Genomic DNA, 19,933 nt, shown 5'->3' on the forward strand with positions numbered 1-19,933 from the left:
CTTCAGGGCGCCGGCATCGTCGCGCGCGACGATGCCGGGCGTGCCGCGAAAGCCCAGCGACACCATCAACGCCTGGTTGTCGTCCAGCTTCTTGCCGATGACCTCGGGCACGCTCTTGGCCGGCGTGATGCCACCCTGGTCGAACTTGTGTTCGTTCTCCAGCAATGCGGCGGACGGATCGGCGGCGCCCAGGATGGCCGCAGCCTTGGCCGGGCTGTCCTGGCGGATGACGCCCACCATCACGTGCCGCAACTGTACCTTGCCGGCATCGACCCACGGCCGCGCGGCCTCCCAGAATTTGTGGCAATAGGGGCAGTTGGCGTCGCTGAAGGTGTAGATGATGCGCGGCGCGTCCTTCTTGCCGTCAAGCACCCACGTCGATTTCTCGAGTTCTGCCCAGGCCTGGTCGCCCATCGGCTTGCTGACCAGGGACTCGAGCTTGGCATCGTCCAGCGGCTTGCCCTGGGCATCCAGGCGCGCGCCGACGATGGCGTTGCCGTCGGGGGTGACATAGATCGCCACGGGCTGGTCGCCGGCCACGCCAGCGAAGGCGCGCAGGCCGCCGTCGATCTTGAACTCCTGCACCACGCGCAGGCCGCGCGCCTCCAGCGCCTTGAGCACGGCGGGCCGATCCTGGGCGGCCTGGGTGCTAGCGGCAGCCAGCAGGGCCGCCAGGGCGAAAACGATGCGGCGGGGCGCAAGTGAACGAATCATGGGTACTCCCGGGCTTTGCTGAACAGTGCCAAAGGCGCCAATGATACCGGCAGCGCTGTCATCCACGCGTACAGGGCTACGCGAGCAAGCCGGCCTGCTGCAGGCGCCAGCGCGAGATCTCGTATTCATAGGAAGCGGTCACCACGGTGTCGTACCGCTTGAACCAGGGCGCGACATGGCGCTCGATGTCGGCCGGCCAGCGCCCGCCACAGGCAGCGCTTGCGGCGCGTCTTCCAGCCCGCGAAGGCCGCTTGCGCGCGCAAGGTTCATGATAAATGAAACAGAATGCGCGCGCGGCATGAAGCCTGCCCATGCGCCGGCTAGCGCGGGCGCGGCGGCGCGACAGGCGGCCAGAGACTGGCGGACAACCAGGCGGCCGGTGGGCGGCCAGCTAAAATCCCGCCTGCGATCGACCGGCCCCCGCCATGTCGACGCACTCCCCTTGCCCCGTCGCGCCGCGCGCGACGCCTGCCGCCAGACTTAGAACGAGACATGAAAAACACATTGATGGCCACGCACCTGCGACTGGTCGGCATGGCGGCCCTGTGGGGCGCGTCATGGTCCTGGGGCAAGGTCGTGGCCCAATCGATGGCGCCGCTGGCCGCGGCCAGCCTTAGGTTCCTGTTCGCCAGCGTGGCGCTGGTGCTGTGGATGCACCGCGCCTCGGCGCTGCGCGGCCTGAAGTCGTTGACGCGCAACCAATGGCTCGGCCTGACCGCCGCCGCGCTGGCCGGCGTGTTCGGCTACTCCAGTTTCTTCATGCTGAGCCTGCAACTGGTGCCGGCCGGCAAGGCCGCGATCGTGGTGACGCTGAACCCCGGCGCGACCCTGCTGCTGGCGGCCATCCTGTTCCGCGAACATCTCAATGCCGCCATCCTGGCCGGCATGATCATGTCCGCCATCGGCGCCTATATCGCCATCGGCGGCGGTGGCCCGCAGGCTGCCGCGGGAGCCGGCGTGGGCCTGGGTGAACTGCTGCTGCTCGGCTGCGTGGCGTGCTGGGTGGCCTACACCCTGGTCGGGCGACTGGTGCTCAAGGGCGTGGACGCCCTGACCACCACCACGGTCACCACCGTGATCGGGGCGTTGATGCTGTTGCTGACCAGTCTGATGGTGGAAGGCGTGCCCGCCTGGGAAAAGCTGGGACAGGCGCCGGCCAGCGCCTGGGGCAGCCTGCTGGCGTTGGCGTTCGGCGCAACCGCGATGGCCTACGCCTGGTACTTCGAGGGCGTGAAGGCGCTGGGCGCCGGCGCGGCCTCGGGCTACATCACGCTGGTGCCCGTTTTCGGCGTGCTGTTCTCCAGCCTCTGGCTGGGCGAGGCCACCCCGGCGAACCTGTTCATCGGCGCGGCCCTCGCGATCTCGGGCATGGCGCTCATGCATGTCGGCCGACGCCGGGCCGAGGCGCGCGGCCGCTGACCGCCCTGACGGAACCCTCTCATGCGCACGCTACACCAACGCTTCCTCGGCCATCTTGCCGCGCACGGCTGGACGGTGACGGCGCCCACCGCCGGCGTGGCGCCGCAGGCGTTCGCCGGTGGCGCGACGGCGGCGCTACTCGGGCCGCCGGCCGACCCGAGCGCGGCGCCGGCCGGCTGGACCTGCGAGGCCTGAAGCGGCCCCAACCCGGGCGGCGTCACCGGCCGCAGCGCTGGGGCACCTTGCGCGGGCTTTCCGTGTAGCCCAATGCCGTCACCCTGCGCAGCAGATCGGCATAGACCGCGTCGTCCAGGCACGGCACCCGCGCCATGATCCAGACGTAATCGCGCTTGGAACGGCCGATGATGGTGGTCTGGTAGCCCGCATCCAGGTACGCGATGACGTATTCGGCCTTGATGGGCCAGATGAACTGCATGCCCCACACCGCGTTGCCGGTGCCGGGCCGCACCGTGGCCACCGGGTGCATGGTGTCGACGGGCGCATCGAAGCTGCCATCACGGTAGCGGAAGTCGGTCTGCACGCGGCCGTCGGGCAGCAGCCGGTAGCTCTCCACCGCGTCATAGGCATTGCGCTCGGGCCAGCTCGGAATGTGCGCGATCACGTACCAGTCGCCCATGAATCGGTCCAGGTCCACGCTGGCCACCGGCGGCATCGGCGGTGGCGACGCGCAGCCCGCCAACAGGGCAGCCACGCCGATACACAGGGTTCGCAACATGGTCGCCCTCCTCAAGGCCGCTCGAAGCGGTAGTGCGCCACGCCCCATTGCTGGCCGTTTTCATAGCCGAAGAGTTCGGCGCACGCCATCCAGAACATGCGCCAGCGCTGGTGCCACAGGCCGGCCAGGGGCGCGCCGTAGGCCTGCGCCAGCACCGCCCGCGACTGCCCGCTGCGGGCGTCCTGGTTGGCAAGCCAGTGGTTGGCGGTGCGGGCGTAATGCGTACCGTCGAGGAACCAGCGTTCCTGCAGCCGCAGGTCATGCTGGAAATGCAGCAGGGTATGGGCCGACGGCATGATGCCGCCGGTGAAGAAATGCCGGCCCATCCAGTTGTCCGCCCCTTCGGTTTCGAACGGATAGGCGCGCTCGCGGTGCGCGAAGATGTGCACGAACAGCTTGCCGCCGGGCCGCAGCCATTGCGCGATGCGCGCCAGCAGGTCCTGGTAGTTGCGCATGTGCTCGAACATCTCCACGGAGACGCAGCGGTCGTAGGCGGCCGCGGGCAACGACAGGACGTTGACGTCGCAGGTCACCACGCGCACGTGCGACCAGCCGCGCTCGCGGCAGCGCGCCTCGATGTGCTGGCGCTGGGTGGCCGAGTTCGACACCGCGGTGATGCGCGCGTTGGGAAACTGTTCGGCCATCCACAGCGTCAACGAGCCCCAGCCGCAACCCAGCTCCAGGATGTCCTGGCCGTCGGCCAGTTCGGCGCGCTCGCCGTACAGGCGCAGCATGGCGGCTTCGGCCTGGTCGAGGGTCTCGCCGCCGGTCGGGTAATAACAGCTCGAGTATTTCATGCGGGCGCCCAGGCAAAGCTGGAAGAACGCGGTCGGCAATTCGTAATGCTGGGTGTTGGCCGCGTCGGTATGGATGGCAACCGCGCTGGCGCGCAGCGCCGCGATGAGCTGGCGATCGCGTTCGGTCCAGGCCTCGATGCCGCCGGCATATTCCTGCGCCAGGCGCTGGGCGCACAGGCGCCGGATGCCCAGGCGCAGCAGCGCATCGGGCAGCAGGCCGCGCTCGGCCAGGCCGAGCAGCCCGGGCGCGGGACGGTCGGTGGCCAACGGAGTGTCGTGCAAAGTGGCGGTGGTCATGGCATGCCTCGTCAGGATTTCGGGAACCAGGGAAAGAAGGCCGACGTGCGGCGTTGATAGTCGCGGTAGTCGTCGCCGCGCGTGCGCAGCGCCTGCTGCTCGGTGAACGGAATGCCGCTGATCCAGCGCAGGAACACGTACATCAGCAATGGCCCCAGCCAGGCCAGCCACGCCAGCGGCGAGCCCCACGCCAACGCTACGTAGCCGAACCAGTGGCACCATTCGAAGAAGTAGTTGGGATGCCGCGAATAGCGCCACAAGCCCTGGCGGCAGGTTTTGCCACGGTGGGAGGGGTCGTCGCGAAACCGGTCCAGTTGGCGGTCGGCGATCACCTCGCCCGACAACGCGGCCAGCCAGATCAGCAGCCCCAGCGCGACCGGCACGCCTTGCGCCGGGCTGGCTCCCACCGCCAGGAACGGCAGGCAGAACAGCATCACCAGGCCGGCCTGGAACATGAACAGGCCGAAGAACTTGCCTTGATGGCCCCGCCAATGCTCGCGCAGGGCGCGATAGCGGCCATCCTCGCCGGCCCGCACGCGGCGCCACAAGTGCCATGCCAGCCGCAAAGACCAGACGCCCGCCATCAGCGCCAGCGCCAGGCGGGCCGCGCCACTGCCGGTTCCGGTGGCTGCGATCAGCCAGCCGGCCGCGCCCATGCCGAGCGACCACACCACGTCGACGATGCCGGCGTTGGCGCGGCGGCGCTGCCAGCGCCAGGCCAGCGCCATGGCGACGATCATGGCGGCCGCGATGCAGAGCCATTGCTGCCAGGGCGTCATGATGCCTCCCGTACCCAGCGCCGCGCGCCGGCGGTCAGGGCCGGCAGTGCCAGCGCCCACCCCGCCGCCAGCGCGACGATGGCGCGCCAGGCGGGCGGCTCGAATTGCACCGGCTGCCAGCCGCGCGCCGCGCCCCAATAGGCCAGCGGCCCGCCGACCGCGCCGAACACGCAGGCCAGCCATGGCCGGGAACGCAGGTAAGCGAGCGAGTGGTTCAACGTCAGCGCGAACGCCGCCCACAATGCCAGGATCCAGAATGGCGCGGGCCAGGCGCCGGCGGCATAGCGCGCCCAGCCCAGCGCCGACAGCGTGCCATCCAGTGCCACGCCGCACAGCAGCGCGGCGCCGGCCAGCCGCAGGTCGGCGCGCGCCGTCGCCGACACCGCCAGTTGCGCCACGATGAACAACAGGGCGGCGGCCACGCCCGGCCAGGCCAGGCCGTGGCCGGCGCCGATCACGGCGCAGAACCACACGGCCTGGTAGCCGATCAGGTTGGCCCAGAAGCGCATCACGCGCCCTCCCGCAGCCAGCGGCCGCCCGTGGCGCGCGCCTGCGGATGCGTGAGCAGCAGGTGCGCGACCCCAATGGAGCGCTCGCGAAAGCCGCCTTCGCAGTACGCCAGGTAGAACTCCCACAAGCGGCAGAAGCGCGCATCGAAGCCCTGCGCCCGCACCTCGGGCAGCCGCGCCAGGAAGCGCTCGCGCCAGGCTTGCAGCGTGCGCGCGTACGACAGGCCGAAGTCCTCCAGGTGCACCAGGGCCAGGTCGCAGGCGCGGGTCTTGGCGCGCAGCATCGCCTCGATGGAGGGGATGAAGCTGCCCGGAAAGATATGGCGCTTGATGAAGTCCACCGAGGCCAGCGCCTGCTGGTAGCGGTGATCCTCGATGGTGATGGCCTGGATCAGCGCCCGCCCGCGCGGATCGAGCAGGCTGGCGACCTTGGCGAAATAGGTCTCCAGAAAGTTGGCGCCGACGGCCTCGATCATCTCGACCGACACCAGCTTGTCGTACTGGCCCTGCAGATCGCGATAGTCGCGCAGCACGACGCTGACGCGGTCCTGCAGGCCGGCGGCTCGCACCCGCTCGACCGCCAGGTCATGCTGCTCGCGCGACAGCGTGGCGGTGGTGACATGGCAGCCGTAGTGGCGCGCCGCGTGGATGGCGAAGCCGCCCCAGCCGCTGCCGATCTCCACCACGCGGTCCGTGGGCCGCAACTCCAGCTTGCGGCAGATCGTTTCCAGCTTGCGGTGAGACGCCGCTTCCAGCGTGTCGTCGCCATCGGCCCACAGCGCCGATGAATACATCAGATCGTCGGACAGGAACAGCGCGAAGAACGGGTTGCCCAGGTCGTAGTGGGCGGCGATGTTGCGGCGGCTGCCGGCGCGGGTATTGCGATTGCCGGCATGCCAGCGCCGCAGCGCCCAGCCTGCCAGCCGCGCCAGCCCCGACTCCATCGCGTCCAGCGTGTCGCGGTTGCGCACCAGCAGGCGCACCAGCCCGACCAGGTCGTCGCAGCGCCACAGGCCGTCGCCATAGGCCTCGCCCGCGCCGACGCTGCCTTGCGCGGCCACCAGCCGGTAGAACCCCAGGTCGCTGACGGTCAAGCGCACTCTCGGTTCGCCGCGGCCCAGCGTAATGCTGCCCAGGCTGTCCTCGATCAGCAACTGGCCATGGTCCAGCGCCGCCAGACTGGCGAACAGGCGCTGGCGCAACAGGCGGTCGAGCGGCCCGGCGCGGCGGGTGGCCGCGATCGAGGCGTGTTCCGAAGGCGTCATGGGTTTCATCGGGGTTCTCCGTTGGGCGTGCGGGGATGGTCGTAGACGGGATTGCGCTTGAGCCACAGGCGCAGCGCCTGCCAATGGATGGCGCCGATGACCTGCAGTGTCATCAGCGGATAGCGCCACAGCAGGCGCGCCAGCGCCGCGCCGTCGAGCGCGCGGCGCCGCAGGTCCAGGCGCGCATCGAACTGGGCCACGCCCTGGCGGCTGACGCGCATATGCACCCGCAGCTCGTCGGCGGGCTCGGTGAAGCGCCAGTCATAGGCGCAGTCCATGGGCATGAAGGGCGATACGTGGAAGCGCTTGTCGAAGCGCCAGGCCAGCGCGTCGCCCCGGCGCTCGGCGACCGCCGTCGGCAGCACCACGCAATGGCGCTGCTTCCACGGGGTATTGGTGATCTCCGCCACGATCGCGGCCAGCGTGCGGCCGTCGGCTTCGTAGCAGTAATAGAAGCTCACCGGGTTGAAGACATAGCCGGCGTAGCGCGGATGCGCCAGCAGGCGGATGGGCCCGGCTGGCGCGTCTCCCAGGTGCGCCCGCAGGCGTTGCCGCACCGCCTGCGCCAGCGGCAGCCCGCCGTCGGCGTCGAGATAGTCGGCGCGGCGCCACTGCGCCAGGTTGGGACGTTCCCGCGACCACAGCCAGCGGCCCTGGAATACCTGGTCGATCTCGTCCAGGTCCAGGAAAAGCTGGCCCATGCGGTAGCCGAAGCCGTGCGCATGCGGATGGTGGCGCCGGTGCGTCACCCTGCCCTCATAGACGGCGCTGTGCAGGCTCATGCCGCCTCCCGCGCCCAGGCCTGCGGCCGCGCCTGGATGGCGCGCACCACATCCAGCGCGCTGGCCACGCCGTCTTCGTGAAAGCCCCAGCCCCAGTACGCGCCGGCATACCAACTGCGGCGCTGGCCGGAAATCTCGGCGCGGCGCGCCTGCGCGGCCACTGATTCGTGGGTGTAGACGGGGTGGTGATAGCGCATGCGCGCCAGCACCCGCGCCGGATCGATGGTCTCGCTACGGTTGAGCGTCACGACGAAAGGCCGCGGCGATGCGATGCCCTGCAGCAGGTTCATGCAGTAACTGACCGAACAGGGCGCCGCCGGGTCGGCCGGCACATAGGCATTCCAGGCGGCCCAGGCTTTGCGTTCGCGCGGCAACAGGCGCGCATCGGTGTGCAGCACCACCTCGTTGGCCTGATAGGCGATGGCGCCCAGCACCGCGCGTTCCTGCGGCGTCGGGTCGGCCAGCAGCGCCAGCGCCTGGTCGCTGTGGCAGGCGAAGATCACGTCGTCATGATGCGCCACGCCGTCGTCGGTGACGACCTGCACCCCGCCCGCCCCGCGCCGAACCTGGCGAACCGCGCAATTGAGCCGCTCGCGCACTTGCCAGCGCTGGCGCATCGCGTCGATGTAGCGGCGCGACCCGCCCCGCACCACGCGCCACTGGGGCCGGCCGCTGATGCGCAGCATCCGGTGGTTGGCCATGAATTGCACCAGGTAGCGCGCCGGGAACTCCAGGATGCGCGCCGCTGGCGACGACCACAGCGCCGACGCCATCGGAATCAGGTGATCGGTGCGAAAAGCCTCGCCGTAGCGATGACGCGCCAGGTATTCGCCCAGCGTCGGCCCGGGATCGGACGTTTCCAGCAAGGCGGGCGCCTGCCGGTAGAAGCGCATCAGGTCCCGCACCATGCCCAGAAAGCGCGGCGACAGCAGGTTGCGCCGCTGGCAGAACAGCGTGTCCAGCGAGGTGGCGTTATAGGCCAGCCCATCGGCCTGCTTGTGCACCGAAAAACTCATGGTGGTGGGCTGCGAGGCCACGCCCAGTTCTTCCAGCAACGCCGTGAACCGCGGGTAATTGAGCGGGTTGTGAACGATGAAGCCGCTGTCGACCTCATAGCGCTGGCCGTCCTGCTCCACCGAGTGCGTGTGCGTATGCCCGCCCAGGTAATCGTTTGCCTCGTACAGCGTCACGTCGTGGTCAGGCCCCAGCTTCCAGGCGCAGACCAGCCCCGCGATGCCCGAACCGATGATGGCAATGCGCATGTTCACTCCTTGGCGGCGGCCAGCGCCCAGGCCGGCACCGGCTTGAGATCCCAGATCAGGCCGGCGGCGGCCAACAGGCGCAAGCCGTACCAGGTGATGTCGATTTCGCGGGCGCGAAAGCCCTGCCGCGCCGATCCCGGGTAGAAGTGGTGGTTGTTGTGCCAGCCTTCGCCGAAAGTCAGCAGCGCGAGCCAGACGTTGTTGCGGCTGTCGTCGGCCGTGTCGTAGCGGCGCGAGCCGTAGCGGTGCGCCAGCGAGTTGATGGTGACGGTGGCATGGAACAAGGCCACGGTCGAAATGAAAAAGCCCCACACCAGCATCTGCGGCCCGTTTGTGCCCAGGCCCGGCGCGATGCGTTCCAGTAGTGCGCCCAGTCCATAGCAGCACAGCGCCAGCGCCACGGGCACCGCCGCGTCGAAGCGGTCGAGCCAGCGCAGTTCGGCATAGCCGCGCAGGTCCGGCACGCGCGCCAGATCGGTGGCGAAGGCGCGGCGTGTCAGGAACCAGCCCATGTGGCTCCACCAGAACCCATGGCGGCGCGGCGAATGCAGATCCTGCTCATCGTCGGCATGGCGATGATGGTGGCGATGATGGGCCGCCCACCACAGCGGTCCCCGCTGGGCGCACGATGCCCCCAGCACGGCGCACACCAGTTGCATGGCGCGCGAGGTGCGGAACGTGCGGTGCGAGAAATAGCGGTGGTAGAAGCCGGTCAGGGCGAACATGCGCACGGCATATAACGCCAGCGCCAGCGTCAGCGCCGCGGGCGACACGCCGGTCCAGAGCGCGCCCAGGCAGCCGGCGTGCAACAGGGCGAAGGGCAAGGCGCGTGTCCAGTCGATGCGATCCGGATCGCCGCCAGGCGCATCCTGCGCCTGCGTATCGACCCAGCGTCGTATCGAAGCGGTCCAGCCGGTGAGAACGGATCGCATCATGATGTCCAGAGTGAAACGTGTCGGGATATACGGTCGCGACGCCGGGTCGGATGCATCAGTGAAAACCCTTATCCGCAACGCGACACCAGCGGCGTGGCGGCCGCGGCTTCCATGTCCTGCGCCGAGGGCGGCGGCCGGATGGCATCGGCCGGAAACTCGATGCGCACGGTCTGCGTGCCGCCGTTGCCGTCGCGCAGGTTGCTCGGCCCCTCGAACCGCAACAGGCGTCGGCTGGCGCTGTCGTAGGTGACGCGCAAGGCAGGGGCGGCAAAGCCATACCAGGCATCCAGGCGCAGCCGGAAGCTGCGCTCCCCCTGGCCGGCGGCATCGCGCGCCTGCACCGTCAGCGGCATCCAGTCCAGCCGGCTGGGCAGCAGGAAGCGCAACGGCGCGGCCGGCGGCTGCCAGTTGGCGCGCAGCCAGGCGTCGAAGCCGGCATCCACCACGGCGTCGTCCACCGCGCGCAGCTTCTGGCTCTGCATCGGGGCGCCGGCATGCGCCTGCACATAGACGTAGCGCGCGCCGTGGCGGCTGTCGACGCCCTCGCGATAGCCGTCGCGCTGGTCGTAGAGGGCGAAGTCAGGCGCCGGGTCATCGATCGCGCCGCGCACCCATTTGCGCGCGAACGCGGCACCGCCGGGACAGCGATACAGCACCAACCGCAACTGGCGGCCGCCCTCGCGCACCACCCAATGCTCTTCGCGATAACGCTCGGCGCCATCGCGGCTGTCATAGGCGTAGCCGAGGTAATGCTGGTTGGCGGCCACGGCGCCCAGGGGCGCCAGCAACACCAGTGCAAGCAGCGATCGCATCGTCATTCTCCTTGGAGCGATGGACAGGGACGCGCCACGAACGCGCCGACGTCGTCGAGCACGGGCGCGCGCCAGCGCAACGGCCGCGACAGCGCGCCCACCAGCAGCTTGTGGCCAAGCCCGGGGTACTGCACCAACCGCGCGCACGCGCCCGCCTCGCGCAAGGCGTGCGCCAGGCTGGCGCTGTTGCGGCGCGGGTCGACCGTGGTGTCGGCGGCGCCCGTCAACAGCAGGCCCGGCGGCGCCTGGGCACTAACGTGATGGATGGGTTGTGAGTCGGGCGGCGTGTGCGGATAGCCGAACACCGGCCGCACGTCGCGCGCCACGATCGGCAGGAAGTCATAGGGGCCGGCCAGCCCGATCCAGCCCGCCAGCGTCGCCGGGCTGGAGCCGGCGCCGCCCAGCCAGCGCCCGTCCAGCGCCAGCATGGCCGCGATATAGCCGCCGGCACTGTGGCCGGCGACGAAGACGCGGGCCGGATCGCCGCCATGGGCGTCGATGTGGCGCTGGGTCCAGGCCACCGCCATGGCGGCATCTCGCAGGAAGGCCGGGTAGCCGGCCTCGGGATAGAGCCGGTAGTCGGCGATGACGGCCACCATGCCGCGCGCCGCCAGCGCGTCGCCCACGAAGCGGTAGTCGGCCCGCTGGCCGTCGCGCCAGCTACCGCCATAGAAGAACACCACCACTGGCGCGCGCCCTGCGCCGGGCGGCCGGTAGACGTCAAGGCGCTGGCGCGGGAGCGGGCCGTAGGCCAGCCCCGGCGTGACGCGGCTGGCATCGTCGGGCACCGCGCCATTGAGCAGCGTCAGGGGAGAACAGGCGGCCAGCAGGCCCATGGCCAGCACGGCCAGGGCCACGATCGCAAGCAGGCCACGCGGGCCGGCGGCTATCCAGGAAGGCATGGAGGGGCTCCACAACGGGACACCCCTCTATACGCAGCCCGCCCCGGTTTGGATGCGGCTCAGATCTTGAGCACGTCGCCGCTCATGATGACCGGCCCGGTGGGCTTGCCCGAAGGCGATCCTCCCGGCGGTTCGAGCGTGATCGCCAACTTCTGGATCCCTTCCAGGCCTTGGCGGCGTTGCAGCGCGGTCAGGCCTTCGGGCGCCACCAGGCCGACCGATTGCGGCGCCTGGCCAGGCGGGATCACCCACAACTCGAGCGCCTTGCCGCCGGCGCGCGAGGCCAGGTCCTGCAAGGCATGGACGTGCAGGCCGCCGCGCTCGTCGGCGCGCACCACCAGCATGGCCTGCGCCTCGGGGCTCTGCAGCACCGCCATGAGCTGCGTGCGCGCGGCGCGGTCGACCTGCATCGGGTAGACCGCCACCCCGGCCACCAGCAGCGCCGCCAGCGCGCCGCTGAGGACGCGCCAGAAGGCCAGGCCCTGCCAGCCGCGGCCGCCTCCAGGCTGCAGGCGCGATTCGATGGCGCGCCACACGCGGCGCGGCGGCATCCTCGCCGGCAATGACCACAACAGGGGGTAGATGTCGTCTTCCCAGTCGCGCACCTGGCGGCGCAGGTTGGCGTCGGCGGCCATCAGGCCTTCGAAACGGCGGCGCGCGCCGCCGCGCATGGCGCCGGCCACGTAATCGGCGGCCAGCCGCGCGCGCAATTGAGGATCGCTGTAGTTCATGACAGGCACCTCTTGAGCCGGTCCATGCCGCGCCGCACCCAGCTCTTGATCGTGCCCAGCGGCGCCTGCAGGCGGCGGGCGATCTCGCTGTGGCTGAGGTCATCGAAGAAGGACAGCGCAATGGCGGTGCGTTGCGGCCCTTCGAGCTGTTTCAGGCAGTCGGCCAGGCGCTGGCCATCCTGATCGCGTTGCAGCCGCTCGAACGGCCCGGGCGCGTCGTCGGCCCAGGCCAGCGTCAACTCGCCGTCGGCGTCGGGGCGTTCCAGGTCCGGCCTGCGCAGCAGGTCGATGCAGCGGTTGCGCACGATGCGCGTCATCCAGGTCATGACTTGGCTCTGCTCCGAAGAATAGCGGGCGGCGTTGCGCCAGATATTGATGAAGCTGTCCTGGAGGACTTCTTCCGCCCAGTCGCTTCGCCTCAATATACGTACGGCAAGCGCAAACAGATGCGGCGAGGTCTGGCGGTAGAGTTCAGCCAACGCGGACTCCTGGCCGCGGGCGCAATCCTGTATCAAAGCCTGCAGACGTAGCGGGTCGGGCATGGCGGCTTCCGGGGTTCACTGGCGATACGCCCGAGCGGCGCCACAGGCAACGCTCGGGGACGGATGTATTCGCACGCATGATACAGGCAAGTCCGCGGATGCGGCCGGCATGGCGTCCCCTGGGGCCGGGAACGCGCGGGCCTCTTGGTTGACGGCGCCGGAAATCGTACGCCCCATTGACAAGCCCCTGTTTGTTTCGTTGAATAAAATAAATTCCATTCAATGAAACAAAATGACCTCTTCCCCTGAACAGACCCTTGTGACCCACCTGGCGGACCTGCAACGCCGCCCGATCTCTCCCGCCACGCGCGCGCGCCTGGCGCAAGCCCTGCTCGATTGGTTCACGGCGGGCTGGTCGGCGGCGGCCACGCCGGCCGCGGCCACCTACCGCCAGGTCGCGCGCGACTGCCACCCGGGCGCCGGCCCGGCGCCGGTATTCGGCGGCGCCGGCGCCAACGCCAATGGCGCCGCCTTCGCCAATGCCGCCATCGCCCATGTCCGGGAAATCGACGACGCGCACCGCGCCGCCATGCTGCACCCGGGCGTGGTGTCGGTGACGCCGGTGCTGGCGCTGGCGGCCGCGGGCGGCATGACCCAGCGGCTAGTGGCCGACGCCATCATCGCCGGCTATGAGGTGTCGCTGCGGTTGGGCGAGGCGCTGGGCACGCGCCACGCGGCAGGGTTCCACGCCACCGCCACCGCCGGCGCGGTCGGCGCGGCGGCGGCGGCGGGCGTGGCCTTGCAACTGGACCCGGCCCGGCTGCACCACGCGCTGGGCATCGGCGCCACCCAGGCCGCAGGCCTGTGGCAACTGGTGGACGACGGCGCCCACGAGGCCAAGTCGCTGCACCCCGCCTTCGCGGTGCGCAACGGCATGGCCGCGGCCTATGCCGCGCGCGCCGGCCTGCCGGGCGCGCGCCGCTTCGCCAGCGGCGCGCGCGGACTGTACGCGCTGCTGGCCGGCGATGGCCCGTTGCAGGCGCTCGACGGCGGCCTGGACGCCAGCGAGCGGCTCAATACCGCCACGATCAAGGCCTGGCCGTGCTGCGCGCAACTGTTCACGCCGCTGGACGCCACCCGTGAACTGCTGGACCAGCACGCGCCAGCACCGGAAGCCATCGAATCCGTGGACGTGGAGATCTTCACGCATGCGCTCAGGATCGCCGGCGTCGACTGGCCGGCCAAACCGGCGGAGACCTGCTTTTCGCTGCGTTATGTCGTCGCGCGCCTGCTGCTCACGGGCCGCCTGGGCATCGAAGACATGGAGTCGCCGGACCTGGGCGCGCCGGCGCTGCTGGCGCTGGCGCGCCGCATCACGGTGCGCACCAGCGACGTGTTCCAGCGCGACTTCCCGCGCCTGCGGCCCTGCCGCGTGACCCTGACGCTGAAAGACGGGCGCACACTCAGCGCGCTGCGCCAACTGCGCCGCGGCGACCCGGAAGACCCCTACGACTGGGCCGCGCTGCAGGCCCGCATGCGCGCCTTCGCGCCGGCCATGGACGACGCCACCGCCGCCGCCATCGTGGCCTGGTGCGAACGCTTCATGCAGACGGACCAGGACGCGCGCATCTGCGCGCCGGCGCCGGGCCTGTTCGGACCCGCGACGCCGGCCTGAACGGCGACCTCATGCGGCGGGCGGCGTCCAGGACGCCGGCGGCGCGGTGCGAAAACCTTGCTGCGCCAGTTCCTGGCGCGCAATATCCACCGCCTTGCGCTGGGCCGCCTCGTTGTGGCGCGAGGCCAGTCCCAGCACCACCAGCGCGCCAACGAAGGCGTCGTCGGCATCGAACACCGGCACGGCCACCGAGGCCATTTCGGCGACCCGCTCGGAACGGGTCATGGCATAGCCTTTCTCGTGGATGTCGCGCGCCAGCGGCGTGGCGCCGCCGGTGAAGGCGCGCAGCACGTGCGCCGACGAACCGCCGTCCTTCAGGCTGATGCGCTTGCCAACCTCGACGTGGTGGCGCACCTCTTTCGAGGTGTTCTCGCGGTACAGGCAGATGCGGTCCTCGCCGCTGCGAACATAGACGGCAACCGTCTCGCCGGTCTGCTCCATGATGCTGCGCAGCGCCGGCTGCAGGCGCGAGCCGAGATCGAAGGTGTCGCGGTACAGCATGCCCATGTGCAGCAGCGCCGGGCCCAGCGCATAGGTGCTGCTGTCGTAGCGGTGGATCATGCGCGCCTTGATGAACACGCCCAACAGGCGCAGCAGCGTGGCCTTGTCCAGGCCAGTGCGCTCGGCCAGGTCGCGCAGCGACAAGCGCAGATGGTCTTCGTCAAAACACTCCAGTACGGAGATGCCGCGTTCGAGCACGCCGGCGGGCGGCTTAGGGGAATTCTCGCTTGACACGGTTTCGGATGCTTCCTATAGTTTTGTTCAATAAAACATATTTTATTCAATGAAACGAAAGACGGCTACCCGGCCCAGGCAATGCCGTCCCGGTTTCAACCAGGAGACAAGCGTCGCGCGGCCAGGGCGCATCACCCCGCCGCCGCGCACCGTAGCATTATGCCGAATCAGATCGATGCAATCGCAACCGCGCTGGGCGCCATTGTCGGCCGCTCCTACGTGCTGACCGGCGCGGCCGACACCGCCCGCTACACGGCCGAATGGCGCGGCAATTTCCCCGGCGCGGCACGCGCGGTGGTGCGCCCCGCCAGCACGGCCGAGGTATCGCGGGTGGTGGCGCTGTGCGCCGGACAGGGCGTGGCGGTGGTGCCGCAGGGCGGCAATACCGGCTTGGTGGGCGGGTCGACGCCCGACGCCTCGGGCCGCGAGGTGGTGCTGAGCCTGGACCGCATGACCGCCGTGCGCCGGGTCGACGCGCTGGACAACAGCATCACGCTGGAAGCCGGCTGCACCGTGCTCGCCGCCCAGCAGGCCGCGGCCCAAGCCGGCCGCCTGTTCGCCCTGTCGCTGGCCTCGGAAGGCAGCGCCACCATCGGCGGCGTGGTCTCCACCAATGCCGGCGGCGAGCAGGTGCTGCGCTATGGCAACACCCGCGACCTGACGCTGGGGCTGGAAGTGGTCATGGCCGACGGCGGCGTGCTGCCGCTGCTGGGCACGCTGCGCAAGGACAACACCGGCTACGACCTCAAGCAACTGTTCATCGGCGGCGAAGGCACGCTGGGCGTAGTGACCGCCGCCGCCTTCAAGCTCTACGCGGTGCCGCGCAAAGTGGTCACGGTCTGGGCCGCGGTGCCGACGCCGCGGGCGGCGGTGGACCTGCTGGCGCGCCTGACCGACGCGGTGGGCGAACGCGTGACCGCTTTCGAGCTGATCGGGCGCCAGACCCTGGATCAGGTGCTGGCGCATCCGCTGGACGGCATGCGCGATCCGCTGGCGCGGCCCTCGCCCTGGGCGGTGCTGTTCGACGTGTCCGAGGCATCGGCGCTGCTGGATCCCGCCGCCGCGGTGGAAAGCGTGCTCGAAGCCGCGCTGGAACAGGGCGACGTCACCGATGCGGTCATTGCCGCATCCGGCCGCCAGGCCCGCGCACTGTGGGCGCTGCGCGAGCACGTGCCGGAAGCGCAGCGCCTGGACGGCCCTTCCATCAAACACGACATCTCGGTGGCGGTCTCGCGCATTCCCGAGTTCATCGCCAGCGCCGGCGCGCGCCTGCAAGCGCTGATGCCGGGCATCCGCATCGTCTGCTTCGGCCACGTCGGCGACGGCAATCTGCACTACAACCAGAGCAAACCGCTGGCGCTGGATGCCGCCGCGTTCCGGGCGCAGGAGGACGCCGTGCACGACATCGTGCACGAGACTGCCGCGCAACTGGGCGGCTCGATCTCGGCCGAGCATGGCATCGGCCGGCTCAAGCAGCACGCCTTCCTGCAATACAAGCCGGCCGTCTCGATCGAGGTCATGCAACGCATCAAGCACGCGCTCGACCCGCGCGGCGTCTTCAATCCGGGCCGGCTGCTGCCGCGCCCCGGCCACCAGCCTTCCTAATCCCCTCCAGGACCCCGCACCATGCCCGTTTCCGTTTTCGACATGCAATCGCTCCAGCACCTGTGGAGCACCGATGAACTGCGCGCCATCTTCTCGGAAGAGAACCGGGTGCAGCAATGGCTGGAGTTCGAGGCCGCGCTGGCCGAGGCGCAGGCCGAACTGGGCATCATCCCGGCCGCCGCCGCGGCGCAGATCCGCGCCCAGGCCGCGGTCGCCAATCTCGACATCGCGGCGATGTCGGGCGAGATCCGCCGCATCAAGCATTCCCTGGTGCCTGCCCTCAAGCAATTGCAGGCCCGCTGCGGCCCCGAGCATGGCGAATGGCTGCATTACGGCGCCACGACCCAGGACGTGGTCGACACCGGCGTGGCGCTGCAACTGAAGCAGGCCCACGCCGTCTTCCAGCGCGATCTGGCCGCCGTGGGACGCGAGCTGGCGCGCCTGGCGCACGACCACCGCGACACGCCCATGGCCGGCCGCACCCATGGCGTACAGGCGCTGCCCATCACCTTCGGGCACAAGTGCGCGGTCTGGCTGGACGAACTGGCGCGCCATCACGATCGCCTGAAGGAATGCGAGGCGCGGGTGCTGGTGGGCATGGTGGTCGGCGCGGTCGGCAGCCAGGCCTCGCTCGGCGAACAGGCGGCCGAGGTCGAGCGCCGCACGCTCGCCAAGCTGGGGCTGGAAGCCGCTCCGATCAGTTGGGCGCCAGCGCGCGACCGCTTCACCGAGTATGCGCTGGTGCTGGCCATGATCGGCGCCACGCTGTCGAAGATCGGCAACGAACTGTTCAACATGCAGCGCAATGAATTCGCCGAGGTCGAAGAAGCCTTCTCGGAAGGCAAGCTGGGCTCGTCGACCATGCCGCACAAGCGCAACCCCACCTCGGCCGAGAACCTGGCCGGCCTGTGCCGCCCGCTGCGCGCCAACGCCGCGCTGATGCTCGAAGGCATGGTGCAGGAAGGCGAGCGCGACGGCATCGCCTGGAAGATCGAATGGAAGGCGCTGCCGGAATGCTGCCTGATCGCCGGCGCCATGCTGTTCCAGGCGAAGAACCTGCTGGCCGGGCTGCGCGTGGACGCCGACGCCATGGCGCGGAACCTGGACCGCATGCGCGGCTACCTGCTGTCCGAACACGTGATGCTGGACCTGTCAGAGCGCGTCGGCAAACAGACCGCGCACGAATGGATCTACGAGGCCTCGATGCACGGCATCACCCACAAGCTCGATTTCGCCCAGGCGCTGCGCCAGCACAAGGATCTGGCCAACCTGCTGGGCGAAGACGAGATCCTGCGCCTGACCGATCCGGCGGGTTACCTGGGGCAGTGCGCCGCCTCGGTGGACCGGGTGGTGCAGCGACACCAGGCCGGCTGGCTGCAGGCCTGACGGTTCCCCCTGATAAAAAAACACACAGGAGACAAACACTATGGGCAATTCCTTCGCAAGCCGGGTCATGCGCCGGCTGGGACGGCGCGCCGCCATCGCGGCGGCGCTGGGGCTGGCCGCACTGGCCGGCGGCCAGGCGCAGGCGGCGTTTCCCGAACGCCCCATCACCCTGGTGGTGGGCTTTCCGCCGGGCGGCGGCGGCGATCTCTACGGCCGCCTGATCGCCACGGCCATGGGCAAGACCCTGGGCCAGACCGTGATCGTCGAGAACCGGCCCGGGGCGGGCGGCAACATCGCCGCCGGCCTGGTCGCCAAGGCCGCGCCGGATGGCTACACCATCCTGCTGGCCATGAGCGGCAACCTGGCGGTGTCGCCGGCGCTCAAGCCGCAGAGCCTGCCCTACAAGGTACCCGACGACTTCGCCCCGATCGGCCTGATCCTGGAAGCGCCGCATGGCCTGTTCGTGGCCGCGCAATCGCGCTTCAAGACGGCGCGCGAAGTGCTCGACACGGCCAAGCAGAAGGAACTGACCTTTGCCTCCACCGGCACCGGCGGCGCCGCCCACATCGGCATGGAAACCATCAAGGAGCTGGGCCACCTGAAGCTGCTGCACGTGCCCTACAAGGGCTCGGGCCCGGCCATCACCGACATGCTGGGCGGGCAGATCGACATGTTCTTCGCCACCGCCTCGCCGCTGGTGCCGCAGGTGCAGCAGGGCCAGTTGCGGGTACTGGCCCTGACCGGCCGCCAGCGCAGCCCGGTCCTGCCGGATGTGCCGACCTTCAAGGAACTCGGCATCGACATGACCATGACGCAATGGTATGGCCTGGCGGCGCCGGTCGGCACGCCGCCGGCGGTGGTCAAGGTGCTGTCCGAGCATCTGTCGCGCGCGCTGGCGGACCCTGCGGTGCAGGGCATCATCCGCAAGGATGCGGCCCAGGAACATGACCTGCCGATGGCCAAGTTCCGGCAGTACATCGTCGACGACATCGCCAACTACCGCAAGGCCGCCACCCCGGCCCTGCTCAAGCAGATCGGCCAATAACCCCGCCAGCCGATTTCAGGAGATCTTTCATGTTGCAGAATTGGACCCACACCCTCGCCAACAACCGCAAGGCCGAACAGGAACTGAGCGAGGCGCTGAGCAGCGCCATTGCCCTGAACGCCGGCGCGGCCTACGTCTATTCGCTGCGCGCGATGGCCGCGCAGGCGGCCGGCCGGGATTGAGCGGGAGACAGGCATGTACACCACGCTGATCGACGCGGACACGCTGGCCCGCGCCCTGCAAGACCCGGCGCGCCCGGACATCCTGGTGCTGGACTGCGGCTTCGAGCTGACGGACCCGCGGGCCGGCCGTCGCCATTACGACGCCGGCCACCTGCCGGGCGCCTTCTACGTTCATCTGGAAGACATCCTCAGCGGCCCCAGGACCGGCCGCAACGGCCGCCATCCCCTGCCCGACCCCGACGCGCTGGCGCGGGCACTGGCGGCGCTGGGCATGAACGCGGCTACCCAGGTGATCGCCTACGACAATGCCGGCGGCATGTACGCGGCGCGCCTGTGGTGGCTGCTGCGCTGGATCGGCCACGCGGCCGTGGCGGTGCTGGACGGCGGCGAAAGCGCCTGGAAGGCGGCCGGCCGGCCCATGACGACAGACACGCCGGCCCCGCGTCCGCCGGGCTCCCTGACGGCCCGCGCCGGCGCCCGTCCCACGCTGGACTACCCGCAACTGCGCCAGGCGCTGGCCAGCGGCGCGCGCCTGGTGCTGGACGCGCGTGCGCCCGACCGCTATCGCGGCGAAAACGAAACCCTGGATGCGGTCGGCGGCCACATCCCCGGCGCGCGCAATCGCTTCTTCCGCGACAACCTGGACGCGGACGGCCGCTTCCTGCCGCCCGCCGCGCTGCGCGCCGCCTTCCTGACGCACCTGGACGGCCGCGCGCCGGACGCGGTGGTATGCCAGTGCGGGTCCGGCGTCACCGCGTGCCACAATCTCCTGGCCCTGGAAATCGCCGGCCTGCCTGGCGCCGCCCTCTACCCCGGCTCGTGGAGCGAATGGAGCGCCCAGCCCGGCGCGCCGGTCGCCCGCGGTGCAACCCCCTGATCCGCC

The 19,933-nt window shown here is 70.0% G+C and carries 21 protein-coding genes and 1 pseudogene; 8 read left to right on the forward strand and 14 right to left on the reverse strand.

The window, feature by feature from the left end:
- Positions 1-714: thiol:disulfide interchange protein DsbG (gene dsbG, locus AC6LKG_RS22550; RefSeq protein ID WP_498168379.1), on the reverse strand; the 714-nt coding region annotated here is incomplete at its 3' end.
- Positions 715-1,206: 492 nt separating this feature from the next.
- On the opposite strand from dsbG, the gene AC6LKG_RS22555 reads away from it, so the two are divergent.
- Positions 1,207-2,133: a DMT family transporter gene (locus tag AC6LKG_RS22555; RefSeq protein WP_498168380.1), complete on the forward strand. Its 927-nt coding sequence runs from the start codon at positions 1,207-1,209 to the stop codon at positions 2,131-2,133.
- Between the two features lie 21 nt (positions 2,134-2,154).
- The gene (locus AC6LKG_RS22560; protein WP_498168383.1) at positions 2,155-2,328 is read left to right on the forward strand and encodes a hypothetical protein; all 174 of its coding nucleotides are present in this window, start codon (positions 2,155-2,157) and stop codon (positions 2,326-2,328) included.
- 22 nt (positions 2,329-2,350) lie between these two features.
- Here AC6LKG_RS22560 and AC6LKG_RS22565 read toward each other — a convergent pair whose 3' ends face one another.
- The 12 genes from AC6LKG_RS22565 to AC6LKG_RS22620 all read right to left on the reverse strand — a co-directional run bounded on the left by AC6LKG_RS22565 (position 2,351) and on the right by AC6LKG_RS22620 (position 12,419).
- Entirely contained in the window at positions 2,351-2,869 is a 519-nt protein-coding gene (locus AC6LKG_RS22565; RefSeq protein WP_498168385.1) for a lipocalin family protein, read from the reverse strand.
- An 11-nt stretch (positions 2,870-2,880) separates the two neighbouring features.
- Positions 2,881-3,963, reverse strand: coding sequence for an SAM-dependent methyltransferase (locus tag AC6LKG_RS22570; RefSeq protein ID WP_498168387.1), 1,083 nt, complete (start codon positions 3,961-3,963; stop codon positions 2,881-2,883).
- Between the two features lie 11 nt (positions 3,964-3,974).
- A complete protein-coding gene (locus tag AC6LKG_RS22575; protein WP_498168389.1) occupies positions 3,975-4,742 on the reverse strand; it encodes a DUF1295 domain-containing protein in 768 nt (255 codons plus the stop codon).
- Complete coding sequence (locus tag AC6LKG_RS22580) at positions 4,739-5,251, reverse strand: DUF2878 domain-containing protein (RefSeq protein WP_498168437.1); 513 nt, start codon at positions 5,249-5,251, stop codon at positions 4,739-4,741. Before AC6LKG_RS22580 ends, AC6LKG_RS22575 begins: the two co-directional genes overlap by 4 nt.
- Complete coding sequence (locus AC6LKG_RS22585; protein WP_498168392.1) at positions 5,251-6,525, reverse strand: class I SAM-dependent methyltransferase; 1,275 nt, start codon at positions 6,523-6,525, stop codon at positions 5,251-5,253. Before AC6LKG_RS22585 ends, AC6LKG_RS22580 begins: the two co-directional genes overlap by 1 nt.
- A complete protein-coding gene (locus AC6LKG_RS22590; protein ID WP_498168393.1) occupies positions 6,522-7,298 on the reverse strand; it encodes a DUF1365 domain-containing protein in 777 nt (258 codons plus the stop codon). Before AC6LKG_RS22590 ends, AC6LKG_RS22585 begins: the two co-directional genes overlap by 4 nt.
- Positions 7,295-8,560, reverse strand: coding sequence for an NAD(P)/FAD-dependent oxidoreductase (locus tag AC6LKG_RS22595; RefSeq protein WP_498168396.1), 1,266 nt, complete (start codon positions 8,558-8,560; stop codon positions 7,295-7,297). Before AC6LKG_RS22595 ends, AC6LKG_RS22590 begins: the two co-directional genes overlap by 4 nt.
- Before the next feature lie 2 nt (positions 8,561-8,562).
- Positions 8,563-9,495 (reverse strand): acyl-CoA desaturase, encoded by a 933-nt coding sequence (locus tag AC6LKG_RS22600; RefSeq protein WP_498168398.1) that lies wholly within the window; start codon positions 9,493-9,495, stop codon positions 8,563-8,565.
- A gap of 68 nt (positions 9,496-9,563) precedes the next feature.
- Positions 9,564-10,307, reverse strand: coding sequence for a hypothetical protein (locus AC6LKG_RS22605; RefSeq protein ID WP_498168401.1), 744 nt, complete (start codon positions 10,305-10,307; stop codon positions 9,564-9,566).
- Between the two features lie 2 nt (positions 10,308-10,309).
- Positions 10,310-11,209, reverse strand: coding sequence for an alpha/beta hydrolase (locus AC6LKG_RS22610; protein ID WP_498168404.1), 900 nt, complete (start codon positions 11,207-11,209; stop codon positions 10,310-10,312).
- Positions 11,210-11,268: 59 nt separating this feature from the next.
- Positions 11,269-11,940: an anti-sigma factor gene (locus AC6LKG_RS22615; RefSeq protein WP_498168406.1), complete on the reverse strand. Its 672-nt coding sequence runs from the start codon at positions 11,938-11,940 to the stop codon at positions 11,269-11,271.
- Positions 11,937-12,419, reverse strand: coding sequence for an RNA polymerase sigma factor (locus tag AC6LKG_RS22620; protein ID WP_498168408.1), 483 nt, complete (start codon positions 12,417-12,419; stop codon positions 11,937-11,939). Before AC6LKG_RS22620 ends, AC6LKG_RS22615 begins: the two co-directional genes overlap by 4 nt.
- A 295-nt stretch (positions 12,420-12,714) precedes the next feature.
- On the opposite strand from AC6LKG_RS22620, the gene AC6LKG_RS22625 reads away from it, so the two are divergent.
- Positions 12,715-14,097: an MmgE/PrpD family protein gene (locus AC6LKG_RS22625; RefSeq protein WP_498168411.1), complete on the forward strand. Its 1,383-nt coding sequence runs from the start codon at positions 12,715-12,717 to the stop codon at positions 14,095-14,097.
- Between the two features lie 9 nt (positions 14,098-14,106).
- Here AC6LKG_RS22625 and AC6LKG_RS22630 read toward each other — a convergent pair whose 3' ends face one another.
- On the reverse strand, positions 14,107-14,832 hold the full coding sequence (locus tag AC6LKG_RS22630) for an IclR family transcriptional regulator (RefSeq protein WP_498168413.1): 726 nt from the start codon (positions 14,830-14,832) through the stop codon (positions 14,107-14,109).
- 159 nt (positions 14,833-14,991) lie between these two features.
- Here AC6LKG_RS22630 and AC6LKG_RS22635 point away from each other — a divergent pair, with 159 nt between their 5' ends.
- From AC6LKG_RS22635 to AC6LKG_RS22655, 5 genes and pseudogenes are all read left to right on the forward strand, one after another.
- Positions 14,992-16,437, forward strand: coding sequence for an FAD-binding oxidoreductase (locus AC6LKG_RS22635; protein ID WP_498168415.1), 1,446 nt, complete (start codon positions 14,992-14,994; stop codon positions 16,435-16,437).
- A 21-nt stretch (positions 16,438-16,458) separates the two neighbouring features.
- Positions 16,459-17,823 (forward strand): adenylosuccinate lyase, encoded by a 1,365-nt coding sequence (purB, locus tag AC6LKG_RS22640; RefSeq protein WP_498168418.1) that lies wholly within the window; start codon positions 16,459-16,461, stop codon positions 17,821-17,823.
- A 40-nt stretch (positions 17,824-17,863) separates the two neighbouring features.
- Positions 17,864-18,868 (forward strand): Bug family tripartite tricarboxylate transporter substrate binding protein, encoded by a 1,005-nt coding sequence (locus AC6LKG_RS22645; RefSeq protein WP_498168420.1) that lies wholly within the window; start codon positions 17,864-17,866, stop codon positions 18,866-18,868.
- A 74-nt stretch (positions 18,869-18,942) separates the two neighbouring features.
- Positions 18,943-19,050 (forward strand): annotated as a pseudogene (locus AC6LKG_RS22650) (carboxymuconolactone decarboxylase family protein); the annotation flags it as partial.
- 13 nt (positions 19,051-19,063) lie between these two features.
- A complete protein-coding gene (locus AC6LKG_RS22655) occupies positions 19,064-19,927 on the forward strand; it encodes a sulfurtransferase (RefSeq protein WP_498168422.1) in 864 nt (287 codons plus the stop codon).
- Positions 19,928-19,933: the final 6 nt, after the last annotated feature.

The sequence above is a fragment of the Achromobacter sp. 46006 genome, from assembly GCF_059761975.1.